We start from the raw sequence: 24,770 nt of genomic DNA on the forward strand, positions 1-24,770 counted from the left end.
GGGTGCCATGGGAGTGAGGTGAGGAGGTGCTCCCATGGCGAGGGCGATCTGGAGCGGCGCGCTGTCCTTCGGCCTGGTCGCGATGCCGGTGCAGCTCTTCACCGCTACCCGGAGCCACACCATCCGCTTCAACCAGATCCAGCGCGGCACCTCCGACCGGGTCCGCAACAAGCGGGTCAACGAGCGCACCGGTGACGAGGTGCCGGCCGAGGACATCGTCAAGGGCTTCGAGATGGGTGACGAGTACGTCATCGTCGAGCCGGGCGAGCTGGACGACATCGCGCCGGGGCGCTCCAAGGGCCTGGAGATCTCGGGCTTCGTCGGCCTGGACCAGGTCGACCCGATCTACTTCGACCGGTCCTACTACCTGGCCCCGAAGGGCCCCGAGTACGCCAAGGTGTACTCCCTGCTGCTGGACGCCCTCACCGAGTCCAACAAGGCGGGCGTCGCCACCTTCGTGATGCGCAACCGGGAGTACCTGGTCGCCGTCAGGGCGGACGGCGAGGTCCTTGCGTTGCACACCCTGCACTGGGCGGACGAGGTGCGCGAGCCGCGCCGCGAGATCGGCGACCTCCCGGAGCGGGCGAACATCTCGGACAAGGAACTACGCACCGCCATCCAGCTGGTGGACGCACTGAGCATGGAGTGGAACCCCGAGGAGTTCCACGACACCTACCAGGAGCGGGTGCTCGAACTGGTGGAGGCGAAGCGCACCGGCGCGACCGTGGAGAAGGGCGCCCCGCCGCCGCGCTCCACCAACGTGATCGACCTGATGGACGCGTTGCAGGCCAGCGTCGAGAGCGCGCGCGGCCGACGCGGCGGGGGCGGGGGCGGCGAGCGCAAGGGGGCGCGGGCCCGTAGCCGGGGGCGCGCGGGCGACAGGCGGCGCGCCGAGCTTGAAGGCCTGAGCAAGTCCGAGCTGTACCAGCGGGCCACCGAGGCCAGCATCCCCGGCCGCTCCTCGATGAACCGCGAGGAGCTGATCAGGGCGCTCGCGGCATGACGTCGCAGGTCGTCACCGTGGACGGCCACCGGGTCCCCCTGTCCAACCTGGACAAGGTCATCTACCCGGACGGCACCACCAAGGGCGAGGTGCTGCACTACTACGCGACCCACGGCGACGTGCTCCTCCCCCACCTGCGGGACCGGCCGCTGAGCCTGCTGCGCTACCCGGACGGCCCCGAGGGCGAGCGGTTCTTCACCAAGCACGTGCCGCCCGGCACCCCGGAGTGGGTGACCGCCCGCGACGTCCCGCGCTCCGGCGGGGGCACGATGCGGCAGGTGCTGGTGCAGGACCTGCCCAGCCTGGTGTGGGTGGCCAACCTGGTGGTCGAGCTGCACACCCCGCAGTGGCGGGTGACCGACCCCGGCGTCGCCGATCGCCTCGTCCTCGACCTCGACCCGGGCGAGCCGGCCACCATCGTGGACTGCTGCCGGGTGGCGCTGTGGCTGCGGGACCGGCTGGCCACCGACGGGCTGACCGCCTACGTCAAGACCTCGGGGGCCAAGGGGCTGCACCTGCTGTGCCCGCTGCGGCCGGTGGCATCGGTCGACTCCTCCGACTACGCGCGGCTGTTGGCCACCGAGGCGGCCAGGGAGCTGCCGGACCTCGCCATCGCGGTGATGGCGCGGCGGCTGCGGCCCGGCCGGGTCTTCATCGACCACAGCCAGAACGCGGCGCGCAAGACGACGGCCACGCCGTACACGCTGCGGGCGCGGGCCGCGCCGACGGTGTCGGCGCCGGTGACGTGGGACGAGGTCGCCTCCTGCGGGTCTCCTGCGGAGCTGGACATCCGGCTGCCGGACGTGCCGGGACGGCTGGCCGAGCACGGCGAGCTGCTGGCGGGACTGGCCGCCGGCGAGGACGCGGCGGCGCTTGGCCCCTACTGAGCGCGTGAGCGCTCCGCGCCGGGGTGCGGAGGCGCTGCGCGCGGGCCCGGCGGCCGAGAGGGGCGGCTGCGCCGCAGGGCCGTGCCCGGCGCTCCGCGCCGGGGTTGCCCCCACCCACCCGCCCTTTTTCACGCGCTGCGCGCGGTACACGGCCCGGCGGGGTCGAAGGCCCGCGGCGGCTGCGCCGCCGGGCCACCCGGCCCGTGCCGCGCGACGACCCGCCCGGAGGGCGGGTGGGTGGGCGCGGCACGGCCGCAGGTCGACACGGCCGCAGGCCCGACCTCGGCGGCTACGCCGCCTGGTCGGCCGGTGGCCAAGGCCAAACGACACCGCCCCCAGCCAACGGGACGTCCGTGGCCGAGGTCCCTTCGAGCCGCTCAGGCCGGCAGGCCGACCGTCACCACCGAGACGCCCTCCGCCCGCAGGGCGGCGACGGCCGACGGGTCGGCCGTCGCGTCGGTGACCAGGGTCCAGTCGCCGGGCAGCCTGGCCCAGGCGTGGAACGGGCGGCGGCCCACCTTCGCCGCGTGCGCGAGGACGTAGACGCGTTCGGCACGGCGGGCCATCAGCTCCTTGAGCCGGGTCTGCCGCAGGTCGGCCTCGCAGATGCCGAATCCGGCGGCGACCCCGTCGGTGCCGAGGAAGAGCCGGTCGAAGCTGAGGTGTTCGAGGGCGGCCTCGGTGAAGGGGCCGACGAAGCTCTGGCTGACCGGGCGGAGGGTGCCGCCCAGGCACTCGACGCGTACGCCGTCCGCGTCGGCCAGCTCCTCCAGGGCGGGGAGCCCGACGGTGGCGACGGTCAGGAGCTCGGCGTGGCGCAGTTCGTGGGCCAGCGCGCGGACGGTGGTGCCGCCGTCGAGCAGGATCGTCTCGCCGGAGCCGATCTGGTCGGCGGCCCAGCGGGCGATGGCCCGCTTGGCCTCGAACGCCTCGCCGGTGCGCTGCCGCAGCGACGCCTCCGGGTGCGCGACGAGCGCCATCGCCCCGCCGTAGGTCCTGGCCATCCGTCCCTCGGCGGTGAGCTGGGCCAGGTCACGGCGGATGGTGGAGGGCGAGACGCCGAAGCTGCGCGAGAGGTCGGCGACGCTCGCCAGTCCTGTGGTGGTGGCGAGGCGCACGATCTCGTCGCGGCGGGTGCGGGATCCGGCGGGCGGCATGGCGGTCCCCGTCAGGAGGTCGGCCTGGTGGCCATCTCGGCCGCCTGGCGCAGCGCCTCGACCATGCTGCCGGCGTCGGCGGTTCCGGTGCCGGCGATGTCGAAGGCGGTGCCGTGGTCGACGGAGGTGCGGATGACGGGCAGGCCGACGGTGAGGTTGACGCCGGCCTCCAGGCCGAGGACCTTGACCGGGCCGTGGCCCTGGTCGTGGTACATGGCGACGATCAGGTCGTAGTCACCGCGCCCGGCGAGGAAGAAGGCGGTGTCGGCGGGGAGCGGCCCGCGGGCGTCGATGCCCTCGGCGCGCACCTGCTCCAGCGCGGGGACGATCTTCTCCTCCTCCTCGCCGTAGCCGAAGAGGCCGTTCTCGCCGGCGTGCGGGTTGATGCCGCAGACGCCGATCACCGGGGCGGGGACGCCGGCGCGCACCATGGCCTCGTGGCCGCGCCGCACGGTCCTGGCGACGAGCCCCGGCTCGATGCGGTGAACGGCGTCGATCAGGCCGATGTGGGTGGTGACGTGAATGACCTTCACGGTGGAGGTCGACAGCATCATGGAGACCTCGTCGACGCCGGTGAGCTTGGCGAGCAGCTCGGTGTGGCCCGGGTAGAGGTGGCCGGCGGCGTGCAGCGCCTCCTTGTTGAGGGGGGCCGTGCAGATGCCCTGGACGGCGCCGGCCTGGGCGAGTTCGGCGGCGACCCGCACGAACTGGTAGGCGGCGTCGCCGGCGACCGGCGAGAGGCGGCCCCAGGGGAGGTCGGCCGGGAGCAGGGCGAGGTCGATGACGTTGATCCGGCGGGGGGTGAACTCGGCCTCCGCGGGCGTCTTGACGGGCACGATGTCGACCTCGGACGCGCGGCCGAGGAGCGTGGCGGCCTGGCGGAGGCGTTCGGCGTCGCCGATGACGACGGGGCGGCAGCGGGCGAGGGTGTCGGGGTGCAGCACCGCCGGGACGATCACCTCGGGGCCGATGCCGGCACCGTCGCCCATGGTGACGGCGATGAGCGGCAGCGGCCCGGTGCCGTCGCCGGTGTTGCCGGCGGGGGCGGCGGGGGTGGTTGACGAGCTCATGGGTGGACCTTCCGCTTGGTGGGGGTGGTCGGGGCGGTGGGTGAGGCGGTGGGTGAGCCGGGGCGTAGGGCGCGCACGATCCGGCGCAGCGAGTCGGGGCCGCCGAAGCTGCCGGGGCGGGTGACGACGGACCGCTCGTCGCGGGTGCGGGAGAGGACCGCGCCGTGGTGGATCTGTCCTCGCGGTTCGAGTTCGTGGACGGCCAGCGTCTCCAGGACGCGGCGGGCGGTCTCGCCGCCGGTCAGGACGAGGTCGACGGGGCGGGGGGCGGCGGCGACGGTGGCGGCGGCGAGCGCGGCGAGGCCGCGGACGACGGCCCGTGGGTCCTCGCGCCGTTCGCCGGTGCCGGTCGGGGCGACGCTGAGCACGGTCACGTCCTCGGCGAGCGGCAGGGCGCCGAGCGGTGAGGGGGCGACGGCGGCGGCGAGGGCCGCGCTCGGCAGGGCGTGGTGGACGGCGCCGTCGGCGGTGAGCTGCGATATCTGCGCGGCGGTGACGGGTTCGGCGCTGCCGACGACGACGAGCACGGGCCGGTCGCCGCGCGGCGGCGGCAGCGACGGCGGGCCGCCGGCCTGGTCGGAGGCCAACTGGCGGCCGAGGGCGGCGGCCAGGCCGCCGGCGCCGATGAGGCGGGGCGCCCTGGGCAGGGCGAGGGCGGCGCCGGCGATGGCGTCGAGGTCCTGGTCGGTCTCGGCGTCGCAGGCGGCGAGCCGGCCGGCGGCGGTGGCGGTGGCGAGCGCGGCGGCCAGCCGGGCGCGGGGGGCGCGCACCGTGCCGAGGTCGATGAGCTCGACGGGCAGCGGCGCGAACGCGTCGGCGAGGGAGCGGGGCGGGGCGGTGGTCTCGACCCGCCAGGCGTCGGTGAGGTGCAGGGGGGTGTCGCCGAGGTGGACGACGCCCGAGCGGACGGTGCGGCCGGCGGCGGGCAGCGCGGGCGCGGCGAGCACGGGCGCGCCGCCCTCGGCCAGGGCGGCCGCGGTGGCGGCGGTGTTGCCGCGCAGCAGGGAGTCGATCTTGGCGAGCACGGGGGTGCCGGGGTCGACGCCGGCCAGTGCGGCGCGGACCCGGTCGGCGGCGGGGGCGGGCGGCAGATAGCGGGAGTCGAGGTCGAGCACGGTGGCCTCGCCTGGCGAGCGCGGGGCATCGGCGTGTTCCTGACGAAGTGTCACCGGATGAACGAGGAGCACTCGGCTGCGCGTTGTGCGCGAAAGCAGCCCGGCGGCGGTCTCGGCAGCGCCGGACAGGTCGTCCGCGATGGCGAGCAGTCGCCGGCTGGGGGCGGGTGGCACGTGGCCTCCTCGTGCGCGCGGTTCGCGCTGGTGGGATCCGGTGAGATCAAGGTGTGGCGCGCTGGCCGACGCGCCTTCGCGGACGACGTGGGCCGGCGTGCTGCGGTCGATGATGGCACACGGCGCGTGATTTACGCGAGGGGTCTTGCGCACAACGCGCATGCATGCGACTGTGGCCGACACGACAGCCCGGCCGGGTCATCTGCGGGCCGCCCTGTCGAGGCCACTGAGTCACAACCCCTCAGAACACCCCGCTGAACAACAGGGACCACTTCCCCGGTCCCCCTCCAAGCGTCAAGAGGTCAACGATGACCCGATTCACCCCTCCGATCCTCGGCCGCCGCACCCTGCTGGGCCTGGGCGCCGGCCTGGGCGCCGGGCTCACTCTCGGCCCGTTGACCGCCTGCGCGGGCCCGACCGGGGCGCCGGGGCCCGGCACCGTCAGCCTCGGCCTCAACCGCTCGCTGGTCAGCCTGGACAACAAGCTCAACCAGTTCGACGCCGCCGTCACCGTGCAGCGCGCGGTGCGTCAGGCGCTCACCAACATCGGCCGGGACCTCAAGCCCGAGCTGGTGCTCGCCGACCGCTTCGACCTCGACGAGTCGGGCGTCTGGACCGTCCGGCTGCGCGACGGCGTCCACTACTCGGACGGCACCCCGGTGACCGTCGAGGACGTGGCCACCGCCGTGCGCTACTACGGCGAGGTCAGCGGCTCCTTCATCGTCGGCCTCTTCCCCGAGATGCCCACGGTCGAGCCGGTCGACGACCGCACCTTCCGGCTGCACACCGAGCGGCCCGTCGCGGTGCTCGACTACCTGATGGCCAACATCCACATCACCCCGGCCGCCGCCAACGAGCCGGCCGAGCTCTCCGGCGGCGTCGGCTCCGGCCCGTACGTGGTGACCCGCGCCAACTCGGGCACCGGCGAGTACGAGCTGGCCCGCAACGAGCGCTACTGGGGCCCCGCGCCGAGCGTCCACGGCGTGCGGGTGCGGTTCGTGCCCGAGGAGTCGAGCCGGGTGGTGGGCCTGCGCAGCGGCGAGCTCGACGTGATCGACTCGATCAGCCCGGACTCGGCCGACCAGCTCGACGGCATGCGGGGGGTGCGGATCCAGCGCTCCCCCGGCACCCGGATCAACCAGCTGTTCTTCAACTTCCGCAAGCCGCACGGCCATCCGCTGGCCGACCCGGCCGTACGGCAGGCCCTCAGCTACGCCATCGACGGCCGGGCCCTGATCGACAACGTGCTCACCGGCTCGGCCCAGCAGGCCGAGGGCGTGGTGCCGGCCGCCCTGGAGGGCGCGGCCCGCACCGGCGCCTACACCTACGACCCCCGGCAGGCGCGGCAGCGCCTCGACGCGCTCGGCGTCCGCGACCTCGAGGTGCGGATCATCTGGGAGACGGGCGAGTTCGCGGCCGACAGCTTCATCATGGAGGCCGTCCAGGAGATGCTCCGCGACATCGGGGTCCGCGCCACCCTCAGGCAGTTCGAGCCGGGCGGCGACATCCTCCAGTGGCGGCAGGGCCGCCGCGGCGACTGGGACGTGCTGGGCAACGGCTACGGCAACCCGACGGGGCTCGCGCTCACCAGCCTCCAGGGCATGTACGCCGGCACCCCGGAGCGCGAGGAGACCAGGGACACCTACCAGGGCTTCGTGTTCCCCGAGATAGCGGGGCTGATATCCGACGCCACCGCCGAGCCCGACCGGGACGCCCGCAACCTGCTGCTGACCGACGTTCAGCAGCGGATCTGGGACCTGTGGCCCTGCCTGTGGGCCTTCGTGCCGGACGCGGTGCTGGCGCACCGCACCCGGGTGGCCGACCCGCCGCTCAAGCCCGTCAACTCCTACGACCTCGCCGCCGTGCGGATGGAGGGCTGAGCGATGGTCCGTTACCTCGCCCGCCGCCTCGGTCAGAGCCTGCTGACCATCTTCCTCACCGTCTCCACCGTCTTCATCCTGGTCCGCCTCGCCCCCGGCGACCCGGCCACCTCCTACGCGGGGCCCAACGCCACCACGGAGGACCTGGCCAGGATCCGCGAGCAGTTCGGCCTCGACCGCGGGGTGTTCACGCAGTACCTGATCTTCCTGCGCGACCTGTTCACCGGCGACCTGGGCACCAGCTACTCCTTCCACGCGCCCGCGTTCGACGTGGTGATGGACCGGCTGCCGTACACCACCACGCTCGCCATCTCCGCGATCGCGCTGACCACCGTGGTCGCCGTGCCGCTCGGCGTCTGGATGGCCAGGCGCGCCGACACCAACCGGGAGCTGGGCACCAACATCGTCACCATCGCGGGGCAGTCCATGCCGGACTTCTGGAGCGGCGTGATGCTGCTGACCGCGTTCGCCGTGCTGATCCCGGTGCTGCCCTCGTCGGGCTTCACCACCTGGGGCGGCCTCGTGCTGCCGACCGTCACCGTGGCGATCCTGCAGATGGCACTCATCTCCCGCCTGGTGCGCCGCGAGATGGCCGGCGCCCTCGCCTCCCCCTACATCACCGTGGCCCGCTCACGCGGCGTCTCGGAGCGCGCCCTGACTTGGCGTTACGGGATGCGCAACTCGGCCATCCCGGTGCTGACCGCGCTCGGCACCCGGTTCGCCGCGCTGCTCAACGGCGTGGTCGTGGTCGAGGTCGTCTTCGGTTGGCCCGGCGTGGGCTCCCTGGTGGTTCGGGCCCTGGAGACCCGCGACTACCCGCTGATCCAGGCGACGGTGCTGGTCACCGCCGCCCTGGCGATCCTGGTCCAACTCCTCATCGACCTGGCCTACCCGCTGCTCGACCCGCGGGTGCGCCTCGGAAAGGCGGCCTGAGCCATGAGCACCGCCCTGGAAACCACCGCCGGCTCCGGACGTCCGAGCGCCGTCACCGCGAAGCAGCTGGCCGCGGCGACCGCCACCAGGCGCCGCCGCGCCGCCCGGCTCAAGCTGTGGATCGGCTCCGTCTGCACCCTGCTCGTGGTGCTGCCGATCGCCCTCGCGCGGGTCCTGCCGCTGCCGGGGCCCGACGACCAGGACCTCGCGCAGCGCCGGCTCGCGCCGTTCACCGACGGGCACCTGTTCGGCACCGACCAGCTCGGCCGGGACCTGCTGTCACGGATCCTGCACGGCGGCCAGGTCTCGCTGACCATCGGCGTGCTGGCGGTGGTGGTCTCCGGCGTCATCGGCATCGTGGCCGGCGCCTCCGCCGGCTACTTCGGCGGCTGGGTCGACTCGGTGGTCTCCCGGCTGCTCGAGGCCCAGATGTCGCTGCCGCTGCTGATGATGCTGCTGCTCGTGGTCGCCCTGTTCGACCCCTCGGTGCCGGTGATCACCAGCGTCATCGCGGTCGCCCAGTGGCCCGAGGTGGCCAGGCTCACCAGGTCCCTGGTGCTGGTGGAGCGCGAGAAGCCCTATGTGGCGGCGGCCAGGATGCTGGGCCTGCGCCGGGTGCAGATCCTGCTCCGGCACATCCTGCCCAACATCATCCGCCAGGCCACGCTCGTCGTGCTCCTGCTGCTGGCCCAGGCCGTGCTGCTGGAGAGCGCGCTCAGCTACCTGGGCGCCGGGCCCCAGCGGCCGTTCGCGACCTGGGGGCGGATCATCTCCGACGGCCAGGACTACATCACGACCTCCTGGTGGCTGGTCACCCTGCCAGGACTGGTGATCGTGCTGCTGGTGGTCGGCGTCAACCTGATCGGCGACGGGCTGCGGGACCGCTCCCGGGTGCGCAGGACCGTCGCCGCGGCAACGGAGGGCAACTGATGGCCACCACAGAACCCAAGCCGGCCGCCCCCGACGAGCCGCTGCTCGACGTGCGCGACCTGGGGATCGAGCTCATCACCGAGCACGGCGTGGTGCGCGCCGTGGACGGCGTCAGCTTCAGCATCGACAGCGGTGAGACCGTGACCCTCATCGGCGAGTCGGGCTCGGGCAAGTCGACCACCGCGATGGGCATCCTGCGGCTGCTGCCCGAGGGCCTTGCCGTGGTCTCGGGCACCGCCAGGATCGCCGGCGTCGACACCGTCGCCGACCCGGGCGCGATGTCGAGGATCCTGGGCCGCAAGGTCTCGCTGATCCCGCAGGACCCGATGACCGCGCTCAGCCCGGTGCACACCGTCGGGCGGCAGCTGGGCGAGGCCCTCAGGCTGCGCCACCCCGAGCTGTCCAGGGCCGAGGCCCGCGCCCGCGGGGTGGAGCTGCTGGCCCAGGTCCGGATCAGCAAGCCGGAGAGCCGCTGGGACGCCTACCCGCACCAGCTCTCCGGCGGCATGCTCCAACGGGTGCTGATCGCCATCGCGCTCGCCGCCGAGCCCGTGCTGCTGGTGGCGGACGAACCCACCTCGGCGCTCGACGTCACCGTGCAGGCCGGCATCCTCGACCTGCTGCTCGAACTCCAGGAGCGCACCGGCATCGGCATCCTGATGATCACCCACGACCTGGGCGTGGCGCGGCTGGTATCCGACCGCATCCACGTGATGCGCGAGGGCCGCTTCGTCGAGTCCGGGCCCGTGGAGCAGGTCGTCGACGCGCCCGCCGAGCCCTACACCAGGAAGCTGCTCGCCGCGGTGCCGGTGCTCGGCCCCTGGGACGAGGGCGACCCCGCAGACAGCGTCCCCGAGGAGGCCGGACGATGAGCACCCCCTTTCTGTCCGTCAGCGGACTGCGGGTCGACTACCCCGTCCCCGGCGGCGTCCACCGGGCCGTCGACGACCTCAGCTTCAGCGTCGAGCGCGGCGGCTCGCTGGCCATCGTCGGCGAGTCCGGGTGCGGCAAGTCCACCGTGGCCCGTTGCCTGGTGCGGCTGCTCAAGCCCACGGCGGGCCGGATCGAGCTGGACGGCGTCGACCTGGCCCCGCTCTCCGAGCGCCGGCTGCGCCCGCTGCGGCACCGGGTGCAGATGGTCTTCCAGGACCCCTACGGCTCCCTCGACCCGCACTCCACGGCGCAGGAGATCGTCGCCGAGCCACTGCGCGTGGCGGGCGACCGCGACAAAGCCCACCGCGCGAAACGCGCGGCCGAACTGCTCGACCGGGTCGGCCTGCCGACCAGCGCGCTGCACCGCAGGCCCGCCGAGTTCTCCGGCGGTCAGCGGCAGCGGATCGGCATCGCCCGCGCCCTGGCCAGCAACCCCGAGCTGCTGATCTGCGACGAGGCCACCTCGGCGCTGGACGTCTCGGTGCAGGCGCAGGTGCTCAAGCTGCTGCGCGAACTGCGCGAGGAGTCGGAGCTGACGTTCATCGTGATCTCCCACAACCTGGGCGTGGTCCGGGAGATCAGCTCGGAGATCATCGTGATGCGGGACGGCCGCCTCGTGGAGTCCGGGTCGACCGAGCGGGTGCTCGCCGCGCCGTCCGACCCCTACACCAGGGCGCTTCGGCGCGCCGCCCTTGACCCGGCGGCGATGCGGGGCCGCAAGCCGCGCTCCGTGGTCAACACAGTCAGCGCCCGGAGCTCCGGGCCGTCGAGAGGAGAAGTCGCGTGAGCACCGAGTTGCCCGGCGTCCGGGTTCCGCTGTCCCCCCTGGTGCTGGGCACCATGACCTTCGGGGACACCGTCGACCCGGCGGGCGCCGCGGCGATGCTCGACCTGGCGCTCGACGCCGGGATCACCGCGGTCGACACCGCCAACGCCTACGCCGGCGGCGCCACCGAGGAGATCCTGGCGGACCTGCTGACGCCGGCCCGCCGGGAGCGGATCATGCTGGCCACCAAGGCCGGCATGCCGCACCCCGACGCCGGTGACCACAGCCCGCTCTCGCCGGCCGGCATGCGGGCCGCCCTGGAGGGCAGCCTGCGGCGTCTCCGTGCCGACCACGTCGACCTGTTCTACCTGCACCAGCCGGACCGCTCGGTGCCGCTGGCCGACACCCTCGGCACGGTCGCCGAGTTCGTCGCCGAGGGCAAGATCAGGGCGCTCGGGGTGTCCAACTACGCCGCCTGGCAGATCTCCGAGCTCGGCCGGGTCGCCGACGCGGTGGGCGCCCCGCGTCCGGTGGTCGCCCAGCAGCTGTACAACCTGCTGGCCCGCCGGGTCGAGGAGGAGTACCTGGAGTTCGCGGCCACCTCCGGGCTGCGGACGATGGTCTACAACCCGCTGGCCGGCGGCCTGTTGACCGGCCGGCACCACTTCGAGGACGCGCCGGGCGCGGGCCGGTTCGGCGACTCGCGGCTGGCCCCCATGTACCGGCAGCGCTACTGGAACCCGCGGCTCTTCGAGGCCGTGGCGCGGCTCGCGGACATCGCGGAGCAGGCCGGCGTGGGCCTCGCCGAGCTGTCCGTGCGCTGGCTGCTGGGCCGCGACGGGGTGACCGCCGTGCTGCTCGGCGGCTCCCGGATCGAGCACTTGCGGGCCAACATCGCGGCCGCGCAGGCCGGGCCGCTCCCCGCCGACGTGCTGACGGCCTGTGACGAGGTCGGCGCCGAGCTGCGCGGCCCCATGCCCGCCTACAACCGCTGACCGCCGACACCCCCATCCCCCCGCACACACGACCGAGAGTGAGGCCGACCCCCGTATGGATTCCGCCCGTTTCGCCGCCGCCCTGCGCTCCCGCGAGAAGCTGATCGGCTACTGGTCGATCGTCGGCTCGCCCGTGATCAACGAACGGCTCGCCAGGCTCGGTTACGACTACGTCTGCCTGGACGCCCAGCACGGGCTCTTCGGATACCAGGAGATGCTGCAGTCGCTGACCGCCATCGACGCGGGCGGGGCCTCGGTCGGCATGGTGCGCGTGGTGGCCAACGACCCGGCGCCCATCGGCCGGGCGCTGGACGCCGGCGCCACCGGCGTCATCGTGCCGCTGATCGACACGGCCGAGCAGGCCGCGGCGGCCGTCTCCGCCTGCCGCTACCCGCCGGTCGGCCGCCGCTCCTACGGGCCGATGCGCGCCCAGCTGCGGATCGGGCCCAAGCCGGCCGAGGCGCACGAGGCGACGGTGGTGCTGGCGATGATCGAGACGGCGGCCGGTCTGGCCAACCTGGACGAGATCTGTGCCACCCCTGGTCTCGACGGCGTCTACGTCGGCCCCTCGGACCTGCGGATCGCGCTGGGCGGCGAGACGTCGACCGACCCGGCGCTCGACACGGAGTTCGAGGCCGCGCTGGTGCGGGTGCGGGAGGCCGCCGCGGCCGCCGGGATCGCCGCCGGCATCCACACCTCGGACGGCGCCTCGGCCGCCCGGCGGCTCGCTGAGGGCTACACCTTCGCGACCGTCTCCTCCGAACTGATCCACCTGGAGCAGGTCGCCCGCGACCACCTGACGACGGCCAGGTCCTGAGCCGGGCGACGCGAAGGAGTTGAGTGGCATGAGCGACACGCCAGCGTGGGGCGAGGCGCCGCCCGAGCACCCCGACGGGGTGCTGCGGCCGCGTCCGGAGGACCCGGGCGTGGTCGAGGCGTACCTGCCGGCGCCCGCCGTCCAGAACCACGCCGCGAGCCTGACGGTGCTGCCGGACGGCGCCCTGGGCTGCGTCTGGTTCGGCGGCACCCAGGAGGGCGTGCCGGACATCTCGATCTGGTTCTCCCGGTTGGCGCCGGGCGGCGCCGGCTGGGAGCCGCCGGTGCGGCTCTCGGACGACCCGACCCGCTCCGAGCAGAACCCCCTGCTGTTCCCCACCCCGGCCGGCGACCTGTGGCTGCTGTACACCGCCCAGCGCGCCGGTGACCAGGACACCGCCGAGGTCAGGCTGCGGGTTTCCCGGGACGGCGGGCAGAGCTGGGACGGTCCGCGCACCCTCTTCCCGGCCGGGCCAGAGGGCGGGGTGTTCATCCGCCAGCCGCCCGTGGTGCTGCCCTCGGGACGCTGGCTGCTGCCGATCTTCCGCTGTGTGCCGGTGCCGGGCGCCAGGTGGACCGGCGAGCGCGACACCAGCTCGGTGCTGATCAGCGACGACGCCGGGGCGAGCTGGCGGGAGCGCCCGGTGCCGGAGAGCACGGGTCAGGTGCACATGAACGTCCTGCCCTTGGCGGACGGCACGCTCGTCGCGCTGTTCCGCAGCCGGTGGGCCGACAGCGTGTACCGCTCGGTCTCCCTCGACGACGGGGAGAGCTGGACGCCGCCGACGCCCACGGAACTGCCCAACAACAACTCCTCGCTACAGTGCGCGGTGTTGGCGGACGGTCGGCTGGCGCTGGTCTTCAACCACAGCAGCGCCGCCGACGCCACGGCCCGCCGCGTCTCGCTCTACGACGAGATCGACGAGGCGGGCCGGGCGGGCGAGGCGGGCCCGCCGGCCGCCGAGCCGGCCGGGCGGGCCTTCTGGGGCGCACCGCGGGCGCCGCTGACGCTGGCGATCTCGCCGGACGGCGGCCTGAGTTGGCCGCTGCGCCGGGATCTGGAGGCGGGCGACGGCCACTGCCTGACCAACAACTCCCGGGACCGGCTCAACCGGGAGCTGTCCTACCCGACGATCCGGCAGACGCCGGACGGCGCGCTGCACGTCGCGTTCACCTACTGGCGGCAGACCGTCAAATACGTTCGGCTGCCGCCGGACTGGGCGGACGGACCAGCCACCGCCGGTCGAGCCGGCTGACGGAGGCCCGGTCGAGGAGGGTGGCCGTGGCGCAGCCGGTCGGCAGCGTGCCCGCCTCGACGTCGGCTATCAGCCGGGCCACCGCCCGCCGGTGCCGGCCGAACGCCGGCACCGACACCGCCCGGCCGCGGGCGAGCTGGCCGGCCAGCGCCGCCTCGGCCGGAACGTCGAGCAGCAGCAGGTGGAAGCCGCGCGCCCGCCGCCTGGCGTCCCTGGCCAACCAGCGCCTGACGAACGCGTTCCGGCCGCAGTCGTGCACCAGGACGCCGGCGGGCGAGCGCAACGCCCGCCATAACCGGACGTAGTGGGTGATCCTGACAGCCGGCCGGTAGGCCCCGTACGGCAGCCAGCGGGGCAGCCGGGCCGCCCAACGCTCGCGCTCGTGCTGGGAGTCCACCAGCACGAGCCGGCCGCCGGCGGGCGCCGCCACCCGGCTCATCAGGGTGGACTTGCCGCTGCCCGGCAGCCCGGAGACCACCACCCGGTCCCCCGGCCGCCACGGCGGCGCCGGGGCCGCGCGGGCGGCCGCCGGGCCGCGCAGATCGAGGACCGGCGTGCCGCCCGCGGGACCGCCCTCCGGACCGCTCGTGCCCTGTCGGAGCATGTGATCACTCCCCGCCTCGTGAGGCCCTCCGAACCGAGGAACCTCTTTGCCGTTCCTTTAACGGTCCGTGCCCCCGATGTTATCCGCCGGCGCCGAAACGCGGGGGTGCCCGCCGGAATTCGGACACCGATCCGCGCCACCCGGCCGGTCCCGCGTGGAGGCGCGCGACGAGCCGGAGCGAGGCGGGACACTGCCGGTATGACGGGGATGAGACTGTTCGCCGCGGTGTTGCCGCCCAAGCCCATGTTGGACGAACTCGCCGTGGTCGTCGAGGAGTTGCACCGCCTGCCGGGCGCCGGGCGGCTTCGCTGGACCGATCCCGGCGGCTGGCACCTGGTGTTGGCGTTCTTCGGCGACGTGCCACCCGAGCGGGTGCCGGAGCTGCGCGAGCGGCTTGGGCGGGTGGCGGCCCACCGCGCCCGGCACGAGCTGTGGCTCGCGGGCGGCGGCCGGTTCGCGCAGCGGGTGCTGTGGGCCGGGGTGGACGGGGAGGTGGCCGTGCTGCGGGGTCTCGCGGCGGCGACCTCGGCCGCCGCCCGCCGCTCGGGGATCGCGCTCGACGACCACCGCGCCTACCACCCGCATCTGACCATCGCCCGCGGCCGGGACCGGGTGGACCTCGCGCCCTACGCGGCGGCCCTGGGCGACGTGGCGGGCACCCCGTGGACGGTCGGCGAGTTCACCCTGCTGCGCAGCCACCTGCCGGCCGAGGGCATCCCTGGACAGCGCCCGCGCTACGAAACGCTGGCCAGCTACGCGCTGCGGCCCGCCGACGCCGGCAGAGGACGGGCGTAGGCCGCGGCGGCACCTGCCGGGTCCACCAGGCGAACCACCCGCGCCAGGTCGTCCGGGGCGGCCGCGAGCCTGACCGGCGTTCCCGCGTCGTCGAACTCGGCGACGTGCCAGCTCCGCGGGACGGTCTCGCCGTCGGCGCCCCTGGCCCGCCTGACCTCCCTGAGGCGGAGCCGCCCGGTCGGGATCGGCCGTGCCGCGAACCGGCCGGGGCCCGAGTGCGGCGTCACCGCGGGCGGGCCGCCCCCGATCACGACATGGGTGCCGAAGCCGTGCGGACTGTAGTCGGTGTGCTCCAGGAACCGGGCGGAGACGAACACGTCCTGGTCCGGGGCGGCCGGCGCCGCTCCCCCCGCGACGGTCTCCGGGCGCCGGACCCGGGTGGCGCGCCAGGCCCAGGCGAGCAGGCCGACCGTGACCAGCGAGCCGGCGGCCGCCCAGCCGGCCGTCTCCGCGGAGCCGAGCGGGGCGGTGGGCCGCAGGTAGCACAGCGGCAGCAGCCACAGCGCGGTCCCGCCGAGCGCCCCGGCGAACGGCAGGGCCGAGGGCAGGACCTCGTCCTCGGGCAGCCGGCCCCAGCGCCGGAGCAGCACCAGCCTGGCGGCCGGGTAACCGGCGGCCAGCGCGAGAGCGGCGGAGACGACCGGCAGCTCACCGGCGCCCGGTACGTGCTCGCGCCACACGTGGCGCTCACCCGCGACTTCCATCGCGCGGCCCCGCCAGAAGGTCAGCTCGACGGCGTCGCCGGGCTGGAAGGCGTGGGCGGCCTCCGCCGAGACCGCGACGCGCTCCAGCGGCCGGCCGTCGGCGAGGTACAGCCAACTGCTCTGCCGCGCCCGGTTCTCCGGGGCCGGGTCGGTCTCGGCGATCACGGCGGGCAGGATGGTCAGGCACTCGTCGCCCTCCCCGGCCGGCGTCTGGTCGGCGCACGGCACGGCCGACCGCCACGCCCGCCGCTCGGAGGCAAGGTGTGGCGCGAGCAACGCGGCGCCGACCGCCCCCGCGAGCAGCAGCACGGTCAGCACCAGCGGCACCAACCGGCGGCCGCCGCCGGCGGTGCGGTTCGAGATGACCACCAGACGGTCGGACTCCGGCGCCCCGTACCTGCGGTGCAGCGCGCGCAACGCCGCCACGTCCGCGTCGAAGCTCCCGTCGTCCGCGGCTCCGCCGCGGTAGGGCAGGGGCAGACGCCACTCCCGCCCCTGCCGCGTCAGCACGCTGACGCGGTAGTACTGCCCGTACTTGTAGGTGTCCGTCACCCGCACCCGCAGGTCGGCGACGTCGGCCCAGGCCACCCTCCGCCGGCGGACCATGACCCGCGAGCGCAGGCCGTACGCGTCGGCGCTCACCCGGGCGGAGAGCCCGTAGGGCCCGCTGACGCCCAGCACGGCGAAGAAGAAGCCGGCGGTCAGCCAGAGGGGCAGGAGTTCGCCCCACATCACCCCGGCCACCGCGGCCAGGGCGACACCGGCCGCCCCCACCACGGTGAGAATCCACAGGGCGGTTCTGCGGTCGGCCCGGAAGTCCAGATCCCCCACGTTGTTCATGCCACGCATCATGCCTTGCCGACACCGCCACACGCAGGGCCGCGTCGCGGCAGCACTTCCGCCCGTCAGCCAGCCGGATTACGGCAGGCTGACGGGCGGAGGGCCCGCTTACGGCGAGTGGTCGTCTTTACGGCGAGTGGATGTCCGCGCCCGGGCCCAGCGGCAGGTCGAACCCGTAGAAGATGCCGAGCACCGCGAGCCAGGCGATCAGGAAAGGCACCACGAACACCGACAACCTGGAGAGCAGCGTGCCGAGTTGGGCGCTCGGCTCGTAGCGCCGCAGCAGCGCCAGGGTCAGGAACAGGTAGGGGTTCATCGGCGTGATCATCTGGGTGGCCGAGTCGCCGATGCGGAACGCGGCCTGGGTGAACGCCGGTTCCAGGCCGAGCAGCATGAAGGTGGGCACGAACACCGGCGCCATCAGCGACCACAGCGCGGAGCCCGAGGTGATGAAGAGGTTGAGCACGCACACCAGCAGCACGAACAGCGCGATGCCGAGGAAGCCGGTCAGGCCCGCCGACTCCAGCAGCGAGGCGCACTTCACGGCCAGCAGGGTACCGACGCCCGACCAGTTGAAGACGCCGATCACCTGCGAGATCGCGAAGATCAGCACGATGTAGCCCGACATGTTGGTGACCGAGTCGGCCATCAGCCGGGGCACGTCGTCGGCCTTGCTGAGGCTGCGGACGGTCACCCCGTAGACGACGCCGGCCAGCAGGAAGGCGACGAACAGCAGCGGCACGATGCCGGTCAGCACCGGGGACGGCACCAGCGCGCCGCCCTCGCCGCGCAGCGGCGAGTCGGGCAGCAGCCAGCCGGTGACCACCACGGCGGCGTAGCCGAGGAACACCAGGGCCGCGTTGCGCAGCCCGCGCCGCTCGACGGCCGTGACCTCGGTGGTGACGCCGTCCGCGCCGAGTTCGCTGCTGGGGTCCAACTCGGGCTGCGGCAGCCGGGGTTCGAGCACCCGGGCGGTGAGGAAGCCGCCCATCAACGCCAGCACCGCGCTGGCGGCCGCGGTGAAGAAGTAGTTGACCAGGATGTGGGTGGGGGCCTCGGCGCCGTTCGGCAGCACGGTCACCGCGGTCTGGGTGATGCCGGTGTAGAGCGCGTCGAGCGAGCCGATGATGAAGCCGGCCGCGTAGCCGGCGCAGACGCAGGCGAAGGCGCCGATGAGCCCGGCCACCGGGTTGCGGCCCGCGCTGCGGAAGGCGAGCGCGGCCAGCGGCGGGATCACCAGGATGGCGATGTCGCTCATCACGTGGCCCTGGCAGGCCACGAACGCCATCGCGTACGGCAGCACCCGCGCCGGCGCCCGGGCGATGGTGGCCCGCACCACGGCCTCCAGCAGCCCCGTCTTCTCGGCCACGCCCACCGCCATCATCATCAGCAGCACGGTGCCGAGCGAGGGGAAGCCGGTGAAGTTGGGGATCAGGTTCTCCAGCAGCCAGCGCAGGCCCTCGCCCGTCAGCAGCCCCTTGACCTGCAACTCGTCCTCGGTGCCCGGCACGGTGACGCTCGCGTCGAACGCGGCGAGCACCGTGGAGACCACGGCGAGCACCACGAAGAGGAGGGTGAACAGGTAGAACGGGTGGGGCAGCCGGTTGCCGGCGCGCTCTATGCCGCCGAGCACGCGGTCCAGGAGCCCGGGGCCGGAGCCCGGGCCGGTTCCTGGTCCTGGCGAGGCCTGGGCGAGGGTGTCCTGCATCTCGGGGATACCTTTCAGGGGACGAGCTTGTTCGACCGGCGCCGCGTCAGCTCACGGTCACGGGCGCCTTGCGGACGACGCCCTGCTGGACGACGTAGCGGACGTTGTCCGGCGTGGCCAGGACGGCGATGTCGGAGAGCGGGTCGCCGTCGCAGACGACGAGGTCGGCGGCCTTGCCGGCCTCGAGGGTGCCGATCCGCTCGGCGAGGCCGAGGAGTTCGGCGGCGGTGCGGGTGCCGGCGAGGATGGCGTCCATCGGGGTCATGCCGAGCGCCACCAGGTGCATCAGCTCCCTGAGGTTCTGCGCGTGCGGGCAGACGCCGGCGTCCGTGCCCATCGCGATCCGCAGCCCGCGCTGGATGGCCCGGGAGATGTTCTCCCGGGTGATCCCGGACCAGCGGATCTTCTTCTCGTAGTGGTAGGGCGCCATCTTCGACTTGTCGATGCCGTCGAAGACGGTGGACAGGGTGGGCACGACGAACACGCCGCGCTCCCCCGCCAGGTCGCAGGCCTCGTCGTCGAGGCCGTAGCCGTGCTCGATGCTGGTGACCCCGCCGCGGATCGCGTTGAGTATGCCCGCGGTGCCCTGGGCGTGGGCGGCCACCGGGCGCCCGCCGTGCCTGGCCACCTCCGAGACCACGGCGCGGATCTCGTCCTCGGTCAGGCCCTCGTCCTCGGGCTGGTCGTGCGGGCTGCCCATGCCGCCGGTCGCGCACAGCTTGATGACGTCGGCGCCGTCCCGCAGCAGGCGACGAACCGCGATCCGCACCTGGTCGACGCTGTCGGCGATCTCGCCCATCCCCCCGCTGGTGTCGACGCCCGAGGGGGTGGTGAAGTCGGCGTGGCCACCGGTGTGGCCCATGATGCGCACGGCGGTGTGCAGCCTCGGCCCCTCGATCAGCCCCTCGGTCACGGCGGCGCGGAAGCCGGCGGGCGTGCCGCCGAGGTCACGGGCCGTGGTGATGCCCGCGTGCAGGGTGCGGCGCATCCGCTCGGCGGTGCGCAGCACGCCCACCGTCGGGTCGGCGGCGAACAGCGTCGGGATCTCGGACATCGACCCCACGCCGAAGTGCACGTGGCAGTCGATGAACCCGGGCAGCACGGTGCGGCCCGCCACGTCGACCACCCGCGCGTCCGGCGCCCGCTCGGGGGCGCCGGCGGCCGGGCCGACATAGGCCAGGTCGCCGCGCTCGTCTGTCTGGATCTCGCCGTTCACGACGGGCTCGGCGCCCGTCCCGTCGATGATCCGGGCACCGGTGATCGTCAGCGGTGTGGTCGGCACAGCGGCTCCTCGCGGTAGGGGTCTGTCCGGCGGATATGGTCCGTACCCTGGATTTCTCGACGGTAAAATCGCCGGATTCGAGTCAGGAGGAGACGGTGCGCGCAGGATTCGATCCCGCTTCGAGGGCGCAGAGATCGACCACCTCGGTCGGCCTCGATGAGCTGGATCTGGCCATCGTGCACGCCCTGCAGGTCCAGCCCCGCGCGCCCTGGACGCTGATCGGCGAGGTCCTGGAGATCGATCCGGTCACCGCGGCCCGCCGCTGGGCCAGGCTGCGGGACTCGGGGGCCGCCTGGATCGACGGCTACCTCTCGCCCGCGCACGACACGCTGGCCAGGGCCCAGCTGGAGATCACGGTGGACGGCGCCCGGCTCGCCGACGTGGCCAACACGCTCAGCAACGACCCTGCCGTGCTGAGCCTCAAGCAGACCTCGGGCACCAGGGAGCTGCTGGCCATCGTGTGGGCGCGGGACCTGGACTGGCTCGCCGAGTACGTCACCGAGCGGGTCTGCCGGGTGCCGGGGGTGCGCACCACCCGGCTGCACGTGATCACGGCGGCGCCCTTCGAGGGCAGCCAGTGGCGGCTGCGGGCGCTCAGCCCGGCCCAGGTGGAGCGGCTGCGGCCGGCCGAGCCGCGCTCCAGGACCGCCGCCTCACCCGACGAGCCGCTGCGCCCACTGGAGCGCCGCATCGCCGTGGCGCTCGGCTCCGACGGCCGGATGCCGCTGGCCGAGCTGGCCACGGTGGTGGAGAGCAGCGTGGCCACCACCCGGCGCGGCCTCGGCCGGCTGCTGCGCGACGGCCTGCTGTCGCTGCGCTGCAACCTGGCCAGGCCGCTCACCGGCTGGCCGGTGTCCGCCGTCTACTTCGCCTCCGTGCCGGCGGAACACCTGGAGACCGCGGCCGCCGCCCTGCGCACCCTGCCGGAGCTGCGGCTGTGCACCATGACGGCCGGCCCGCACAACCTGATCCTGGACGTGTGGCTGCGGACCCTGCACGACGTGCACGGTCTGGAGGCGCACCTCGCCCGCGAGCTCGGCCACCTGCGGCTGCGGATCACGGACCGCGCCGTCGTGCTGCGCACCTACAAACACGTGGGGCGCGTGCTCGACCGGCGCGGTCACAGCGTGCGGGCGGTGCCCACCGACCTGTGGGACTGACCGCCGACTAGCCCGCGGCCTCGGCCGCGGCGGGCGCCACCTCCTGCTCGACCGCGACCCCGGTGGCGGCGGACGGCGCCCGCACGGTGGCGCGCAGCGCCGCGGCGTACGCCTCGTCCGGGTCGAGCCGGCGCAGCTCCTCGGCGATCAGCTCCGCGGTGCTGCGGACCTTGAGCGCCAGGGTGCGGTCCGGCTGCCCGGGGATGGCGAGCTTCGCCACCGCTCCCTCGGGCCGGTCGATGTGGATCTCGCCGCCGGCCGTCCGCAGCCGGACGGCGGTGACCACGGGACCTTCCGTGACCACCTGCTCCACCGACACCCCGAGCCGGGCCGCGAACCAGCGGGCGAGCAGCTCGGCGCTGGGGTTCTCCGCCTCGCTCTCCACCACGGCCGACAGCACGTCGGCGCGCGCCTGGTCGAGCGCGGCCGCCAGCATGGAGCGCCAGGGGGTGAGCCGGGTCCAGGCCAGGTCGGTGTCGCCGGGCGCGTACGACGCGGCCCGCGCCGCCAACGCCTTCAGCGGCTCCTCGACGGCGTAGGAGTCGGTGATCCGGCGCTGCGCGAGCGCCCCGAGGCGGTCCCGGGCCGGGTCGACCGGCGCCTCGACCGGCCACCAGACCACCACCGGCGCGTCCGGCAGCAGCAGCGGCAGCACCACCGAGTCGGCGTGGTCGGCCAGTTCGCCGCGCAGCCGCAGCAGCACCGTCTCGCCGTTGCCCTCGTCGCCGCCGACCCGCACCTCAGCGTCGAGCCGCGACTCCGTGCGGCGCGCGGCGCCGCGGCCAGGGCGGCGGATGATCACCAGGATCCGGCTCGGGTGCTCACGCGCCGCGTCCCGCGCCGCCTTCAGCGAGTCGTGCGCGTTCTCCTCGTCGGTGACGATGACCAGGGTCAGCACCATGCCGACGGCGGGGCTGCCGGCGGCGCGCCTGGCCTCGACGAGCGCCGCGTTGATCCTGCTCGATGTCGTGCCGGTCAGTTCGATGCTCATGGCCGCCGCCAGCTCCTTCCCTCTTGTGCCAGCATCCGGTCCGCCTCGACCGGCCCCCAGGTGCCGGCCACGTAGGGCGCCGGCCTGCCGTGCCGGTCCCAGTACTCCTCGATGGGGTCGAGGATCCGCCACGACTCCTCGACCTCCTGGTGGCGGGGGAAGAGGTTGGCGTCGCCGAGCAGCACGTCGAGCAGCAGGCGTTCGTACGCCTCGGGGCTGGACTCGGTGAAGGACTCGCCGTAGGCGAAGTCCATGGTGACGTCCCTGATCTCCATCTGGGTGCCGGGCACCTTGGAGCCGAACCGCACCGTGACGCCCTCGTCCGGCTGCACCCGGATCACCAGCGCGTTCTGCCCGAGCTCCTGGGTGTCGGTGGTGTCGAACGGCGAGTGCGGGGCGCGCTGGAAGACCACCGCGATCTCCGTCACCCGGCGGCCGAGCCGCTTGCCGGTGCGCAGGTAGAACGGCACCCCGGCCCACCGCCGGTTGTCGATCTCCAGCTTGACGGCCGCGTAGGTGTCGGTCTTGGACTGCGGGCTGATGCCCGCCTCCTCCAGGTAGCCGAGCACCTTCTCGCCGCCCTGCCAGCCGCCCGTGTACTGGCCGCGCACGGTGTGCCGGCCCAGGTCGGCGGGCAGCTTGACGGCCCGCAGCACCTTCAGCTTCTCCTCGACCAGCGCGTCCGCGTCGAAGCCGGAGGGCTCCTCCATGGCGGTGAGGGCGAGCAGTTGGAGCAGGTGGTTCTGGATGACGTCGCGCGCGGAGCCGATGCCGTCGTAGTAGCCGGCACGGCCGCCGATGCCGATGTCCTCGGCCATGGTGATCTGCACGTGGTCCACGTACGACCGGTTCCAGATCGGCTCGAACATCGTGTTGGCGAACCGCAGCGCCAGGATGTTCTGGACCGTCTCCTTGCCCAGGTAGTGGTCGATCCGGAACACCTCGCGGGGCGGGAAGACCTCGTGCACCACCGCGTTGAGCTCCTCGGCGCTGGCCAGGTCGGAGCCGAAGGGCTTCTCGATCACCGCCCGCCGCCACGAGCCGTTCGGCGCCTCCGACAGGCCGTGCCGCTTGAGCTGCCGCACCACCTGGGGGAAGAACTTCGGCGGCACGGAGAGGTAGAACGCGAAGTTGCCGCTGGTGCCCCGCGCCGCGTCCAGCTCCTCCACGGTCTCGCGCAGCCGCTTGAACGCCTCGTCGTCGTCGAACACGCCGGGGACGAACCGCATCCCCTGGCTCAGCTCCTCCCAGACCTCCTCGCGGAAGGGGGTGCGGGCGTGCGCCTTGACGGCGTCGTGCACCTCCTTCGCGAAGTCCTCGTGCTCCCAGTCCCGGCGGGCGAAGCCCACCAGCGAGAAGCCCGGCGGCAACAGACCCCGGTTGGCGAGGTCGTAGACCGCCGGCATCAGCTTCTTGCGCGACAAATCACCCGTCACACCGAAGATCACCAGACCGGAGGGGCCCGCGATGCGCGGCAACCGCCGGTCGGTCGCCGGGTCGTGCAGCGGGTTGACCCAGCTGTCCCGGCTGTCGTGGTCGGTCATCGTGGTCAGGCCCCCTTGGCGGCCAGCCGCGCCAGGGCGGCCTCGGTGGAGTCCAGCAGCTCCTGCCAGGCCTGCTCGAACTTGGCCACGCCCTCGTCCTCCAGGAGCTGCACCACCTCGTCGTAGGAGACGCCGAGCTCACCCAGCGCGTCGAGGTCGGCGCGGGCCTGGGCGTAGCCGCCGGTCACCGTGTCGCCGCTGATGACGCCGTGGTCCTCGGTGGCCAACAGGGTCGGCTCCGGCATGGTGTTGACCGTGCCGGGCGCCACCAGCTCGGTGACGTAGAGGGTGTCGGGGTAGGCCGGGTCCTTGACGCCCGTGGAGGCCCACAGCGGCCGCTGCGGGTTGGCGCCCTCCCGCGCCAGGGCCTGCCAGCGGTCGGCCGCGACGACCTCCTCGTACGCCTGGTACGCGAGGCGGGCGTTGGCGAGGGCGGCCCGGCCCTTGAGGGCCTTGGCGGCGTCGGTGCCGAGCGCGTCGAGTCGCTTGTCGATCTCGGTGTCCACGCGCGAGACGAAGAACGACGCCACCGAGTGGATGGTCGACAGGTCGAGCCCGGCGGCCTTCGCCTTCTCCAGGCCCGCCTGGTACGCGTCCATCACCTCGCGGTAGCGCTCCAGGGAGAAGATCAGCGTCACGTTCACGCTGATCCCCTGCGCGATCACCTCGGTGATGGCCGGCAGCCCGGCCCGGGTCGCCGGGATCTTGATCAGTGCGTTGGGCCGGTCGACCAGCCACGCCAGCTGCTTGGCCTCGGCTATCGTCGCGGCCGTGTCGTGCGCGAAACGGGGGTCGACCTCGATCGACACCCGGCCGTCCGCCCCGCCGCTCGCCTCGTACACCGGACGCAGCACATCGGCCGCGTCCCGCACGTCGACGGTGGTGATCATGCGGATGGCCTCGTCGACGGTGACCTTCCGCGCGGCCAGCTCCGTCAACTGCTCCTCGTAGCCGTCGCCACCTGAGATCGCCTTCTGGAAGATCGCCGGATTGGTCGTGACCCCGACCACCTGCCGGCCCTCGATCAGCCCAGCCAGATCCCCCGACGCGATCCGCCGCCGGGACAGGTCGTCCAGCCAGATCGCCACCCCCTCGTCGGAGAGCCGCTTGAGTGCGTCGGTCTTGGACATCTCGTCTCCTGCTGTCAGTGTTCCGTGCTTGTCTCAGTGCGCGCCGGCCCTCGAAGATTCCCGAGTGCCCCGCCCAAGCTTCCGCCCTCGCGCGCAC

At 73.8% G+C, this 24,770-nt stretch carries 22 protein-coding genes; 12 read left to right on the forward strand and 10 right to left on the reverse strand.

Annotated elements, in window-relative coordinates:
• The first annotated feature begins 34 nt into the window (after positions 1-34).
• Positions 35-1,003, forward strand: coding sequence for a Ku protein (locus ACFWI8_RS05515; protein ID WP_387086062.1), 969 nt, complete (start codon positions 35-37; stop codon positions 1,001-1,003).
• Complete coding sequence (gene ligD / locus ACFWI8_RS05520) at positions 1,000-1,890, forward strand: non-homologous end-joining DNA ligase (RefSeq protein ID WP_387086065.1); 891 nt, start codon at positions 1,000-1,002, stop codon at positions 1,888-1,890. Before ACFWI8_RS05515 ends, ligD begins: the two co-directional genes overlap by 4 nt.
• A 377-nt stretch (positions 1,891-2,267) precedes the next feature.
• Here the strand turns inward: ligD and ACFWI8_RS05525 are convergent, their stop codons facing one another.
• Genes ACFWI8_RS05525 through ACFWI8_RS05535 form a run of 3 tightly spaced genes read right to left on the reverse strand, consistent with a single transcriptional unit; the run spans position 2,268 to position 5,406 of the window.
• Positions 2,268-3,047, reverse strand: coding sequence for a DeoR/GlpR family DNA-binding transcription regulator (locus ACFWI8_RS05525; RefSeq protein WP_387086067.1), 780 nt, complete (start codon positions 3,045-3,047; stop codon positions 2,268-2,270).
• 11 nt (positions 3,048-3,058) lie between these two features.
• Positions 3,059-4,117, reverse strand: coding sequence for a 4-hydroxythreonine-4-phosphate dehydrogenase PdxA (gene pdxA, locus ACFWI8_RS05530; protein WP_387086070.1), 1,059 nt, complete (start codon positions 4,115-4,117; stop codon positions 3,059-3,061).
• Positions 4,114-5,406 carry a four-carbon acid sugar kinase family protein gene (locus ACFWI8_RS05535; RefSeq protein ID WP_387086073.1) on the reverse strand — a complete coding sequence of 431 codons (1,293 nt, stop codon included), beginning with the start codon at positions 5,404-5,406 and terminating at the stop codon, positions 4,114-4,116. Before ACFWI8_RS05535 ends, pdxA begins: the two co-directional genes overlap by 4 nt.
• A 308-nt stretch (positions 5,407-5,714) precedes the next feature.
• Here ACFWI8_RS05535 and ACFWI8_RS05540 point away from each other — a divergent pair, with 308 nt between their 5' ends.
• Genes ACFWI8_RS05540 through ACFWI8_RS05575 form a run of 8 tightly spaced genes read left to right on the forward strand, consistent with a single transcriptional unit; the run spans position 5,715 to position 13,915 of the window.
• Positions 5,715-7,286, forward strand: a complete 1,572-nt coding sequence (locus ACFWI8_RS05540; protein WP_387086076.1) for an ABC transporter substrate-binding protein — start codon at positions 5,715-5,717, stop codon at positions 7,284-7,286.
• Positions 7,287-7,289: 3 nt separating this feature from the next.
• Positions 7,290-8,219 carry an ABC transporter permease gene (locus tag ACFWI8_RS05545; RefSeq protein ID WP_387086079.1) on the forward strand — a complete coding sequence of 310 codons (930 nt, stop codon included), beginning with the start codon at positions 7,290-7,292 and terminating at the stop codon, positions 8,217-8,219.
• Between the two features lie 3 nt (positions 8,220-8,222).
• Complete coding sequence (locus ACFWI8_RS05550; protein ID WP_387086082.1) at positions 8,223-9,149, forward strand: ABC transporter permease; 927 nt, start codon at positions 8,223-8,225, stop codon at positions 9,147-9,149.
• Positions 9,149-10,021, forward strand: a complete 873-nt coding sequence (locus tag ACFWI8_RS05555; protein WP_387086085.1) for an ABC transporter ATP-binding protein — start codon at positions 9,149-9,151, stop codon at positions 10,019-10,021. The genes ACFWI8_RS05550 and ACFWI8_RS05555 overlap by 1 nt, the downstream gene beginning before the upstream one ends.
• Positions 10,018-10,869, forward strand: coding sequence for an ATP-binding cassette domain-containing protein (locus tag ACFWI8_RS05560; protein WP_387086088.1), 852 nt, complete (start codon positions 10,018-10,020; stop codon positions 10,867-10,869). The genes ACFWI8_RS05555 and ACFWI8_RS05560 overlap by 4 nt, the downstream gene beginning before the upstream one ends.
• Positions 10,866-11,843 carry an aldo/keto reductase gene (locus ACFWI8_RS05565; RefSeq protein WP_387086091.1) on the forward strand — a complete coding sequence of 326 codons (978 nt, stop codon included), beginning with the start codon at positions 10,866-10,868 and terminating at the stop codon, positions 11,841-11,843. The genes ACFWI8_RS05560 and ACFWI8_RS05565 overlap by 4 nt, the downstream gene beginning before the upstream one ends.
• Positions 11,844-11,898: 55 nt before the next feature.
• Complete coding sequence (locus ACFWI8_RS05570) at positions 11,899-12,660, forward strand: HpcH/HpaI aldolase/citrate lyase family protein (RefSeq protein WP_387086094.1); 762 nt, start codon at positions 11,899-11,901, stop codon at positions 12,658-12,660.
• Positions 12,661-12,688: 28 nt separating this feature from the next.
• Positions 12,689-13,915, forward strand: coding sequence for an exo-alpha-sialidase (locus ACFWI8_RS05575; RefSeq protein ID WP_387086097.1), 1,227 nt, complete (start codon positions 12,689-12,691; stop codon positions 13,913-13,915).
• Here the strand turns inward: ACFWI8_RS05575 and ACFWI8_RS05580 are convergent.
• Positions 13,851-14,519: an AAA family ATPase gene (locus ACFWI8_RS05580; protein ID WP_387086100.1), complete on the reverse strand. Its 669-nt coding sequence runs from the start codon at positions 14,517-14,519 to the stop codon at positions 13,851-13,853. The two genes, ACFWI8_RS05575 and ACFWI8_RS05580, sit on opposite strands and share 65 nt — an antisense overlap.
• Positions 14,520-14,717: 198 nt before the next feature.
• Between ACFWI8_RS05580 and thpR the strand changes: the two genes are divergently transcribed.
• Positions 14,718-15,314 carry an RNA 2',3'-cyclic phosphodiesterase gene (thpR, locus tag ACFWI8_RS05585; RefSeq protein ID WP_387086104.1) on the forward strand — a complete coding sequence of 199 codons (597 nt, stop codon included), beginning with the start codon at positions 14,718-14,720 and terminating at the stop codon, positions 15,312-15,314.
• Here the strand turns inward: thpR and ACFWI8_RS05590 are convergent.
• The 3 genes from ACFWI8_RS05590 to ACFWI8_RS05600 form a co-directional block, all read right to left on the reverse strand.
• A complete protein-coding gene (locus ACFWI8_RS05590; RefSeq protein ID WP_387086107.1) occupies positions 15,272-16,858 on the reverse strand; it encodes a PH domain-containing protein in 1,587 nt (528 codons plus the stop codon). The genes thpR and ACFWI8_RS05590 overlap by 43 nt on opposite strands.
• 127 nt (positions 16,859-16,985) lie before the next feature.
• On the reverse strand, positions 16,986-18,566 hold the full coding sequence (locus ACFWI8_RS05595; protein WP_387086110.1) for an AbgT family transporter: 1,581 nt from the start codon (positions 18,564-18,566) through the stop codon (positions 16,986-16,988).
• 46 nt (positions 18,567-18,612) lie between these two features.
• Positions 18,613-19,848 (reverse strand): amidohydrolase family protein, encoded by a 1,236-nt coding sequence (locus tag ACFWI8_RS05600; RefSeq protein WP_387086113.1) that lies wholly within the window; start codon positions 19,846-19,848, stop codon positions 18,613-18,615.
• Positions 19,849-19,943: 95 nt separating this feature from the next.
• On the opposite strand from ACFWI8_RS05600, the gene ACFWI8_RS05605 reads away from it, so the two are divergent.
• Entirely contained in the window at positions 19,944-21,008 is a 1,065-nt protein-coding gene (locus ACFWI8_RS05605; protein ID WP_387086116.1) for an Lrp/AsnC ligand binding domain-containing protein, read from the forward strand.
• Between the two features lie 7 nt (positions 21,009-21,015).
• On the opposite strand, the gene opcA is transcribed toward ACFWI8_RS05605, so the two are convergent.
• The 3 genes from opcA to tal are packed head-to-tail and all read right to left on the reverse strand — an operon-like array spanning position 21,016 to position 24,673.
• The gene (gene opcA, locus ACFWI8_RS05610; RefSeq protein WP_387086119.1) at positions 21,016-21,999 is read right to left on the reverse strand and encodes a glucose-6-phosphate dehydrogenase assembly protein OpcA; all 984 of its coding nucleotides are present in this window, start codon (positions 21,997-21,999) and stop codon (positions 21,016-21,018) included.
• Entirely contained in the window at positions 21,996-23,543 is a 1,548-nt protein-coding gene (gene zwf / locus ACFWI8_RS05615) for a glucose-6-phosphate dehydrogenase (protein WP_387086122.1), read from the reverse strand. Before zwf ends, opcA begins: the two co-directional genes overlap by 4 nt.
• 5 nt (positions 23,544-23,548) lie before the next feature.
• A complete protein-coding gene (tal, locus tag ACFWI8_RS05620) occupies positions 23,549-24,673 on the reverse strand; it encodes a transaldolase (RefSeq protein WP_387086125.1) in 1,125 nt (374 codons plus the stop codon).
• Positions 24,674-24,770: the final 97 nt, after the last annotated feature.

This window comes from Streptomyces sp. NPDC127098 (genome assembly GCF_042722465.1).
In the GTDB taxonomy this organism is placed as follows: Bacteria; Actinomycetota; Actinomycetes; order Streptomycetales; family Streptomycetaceae; genus Streptomyces; species Streptomyces millisiae.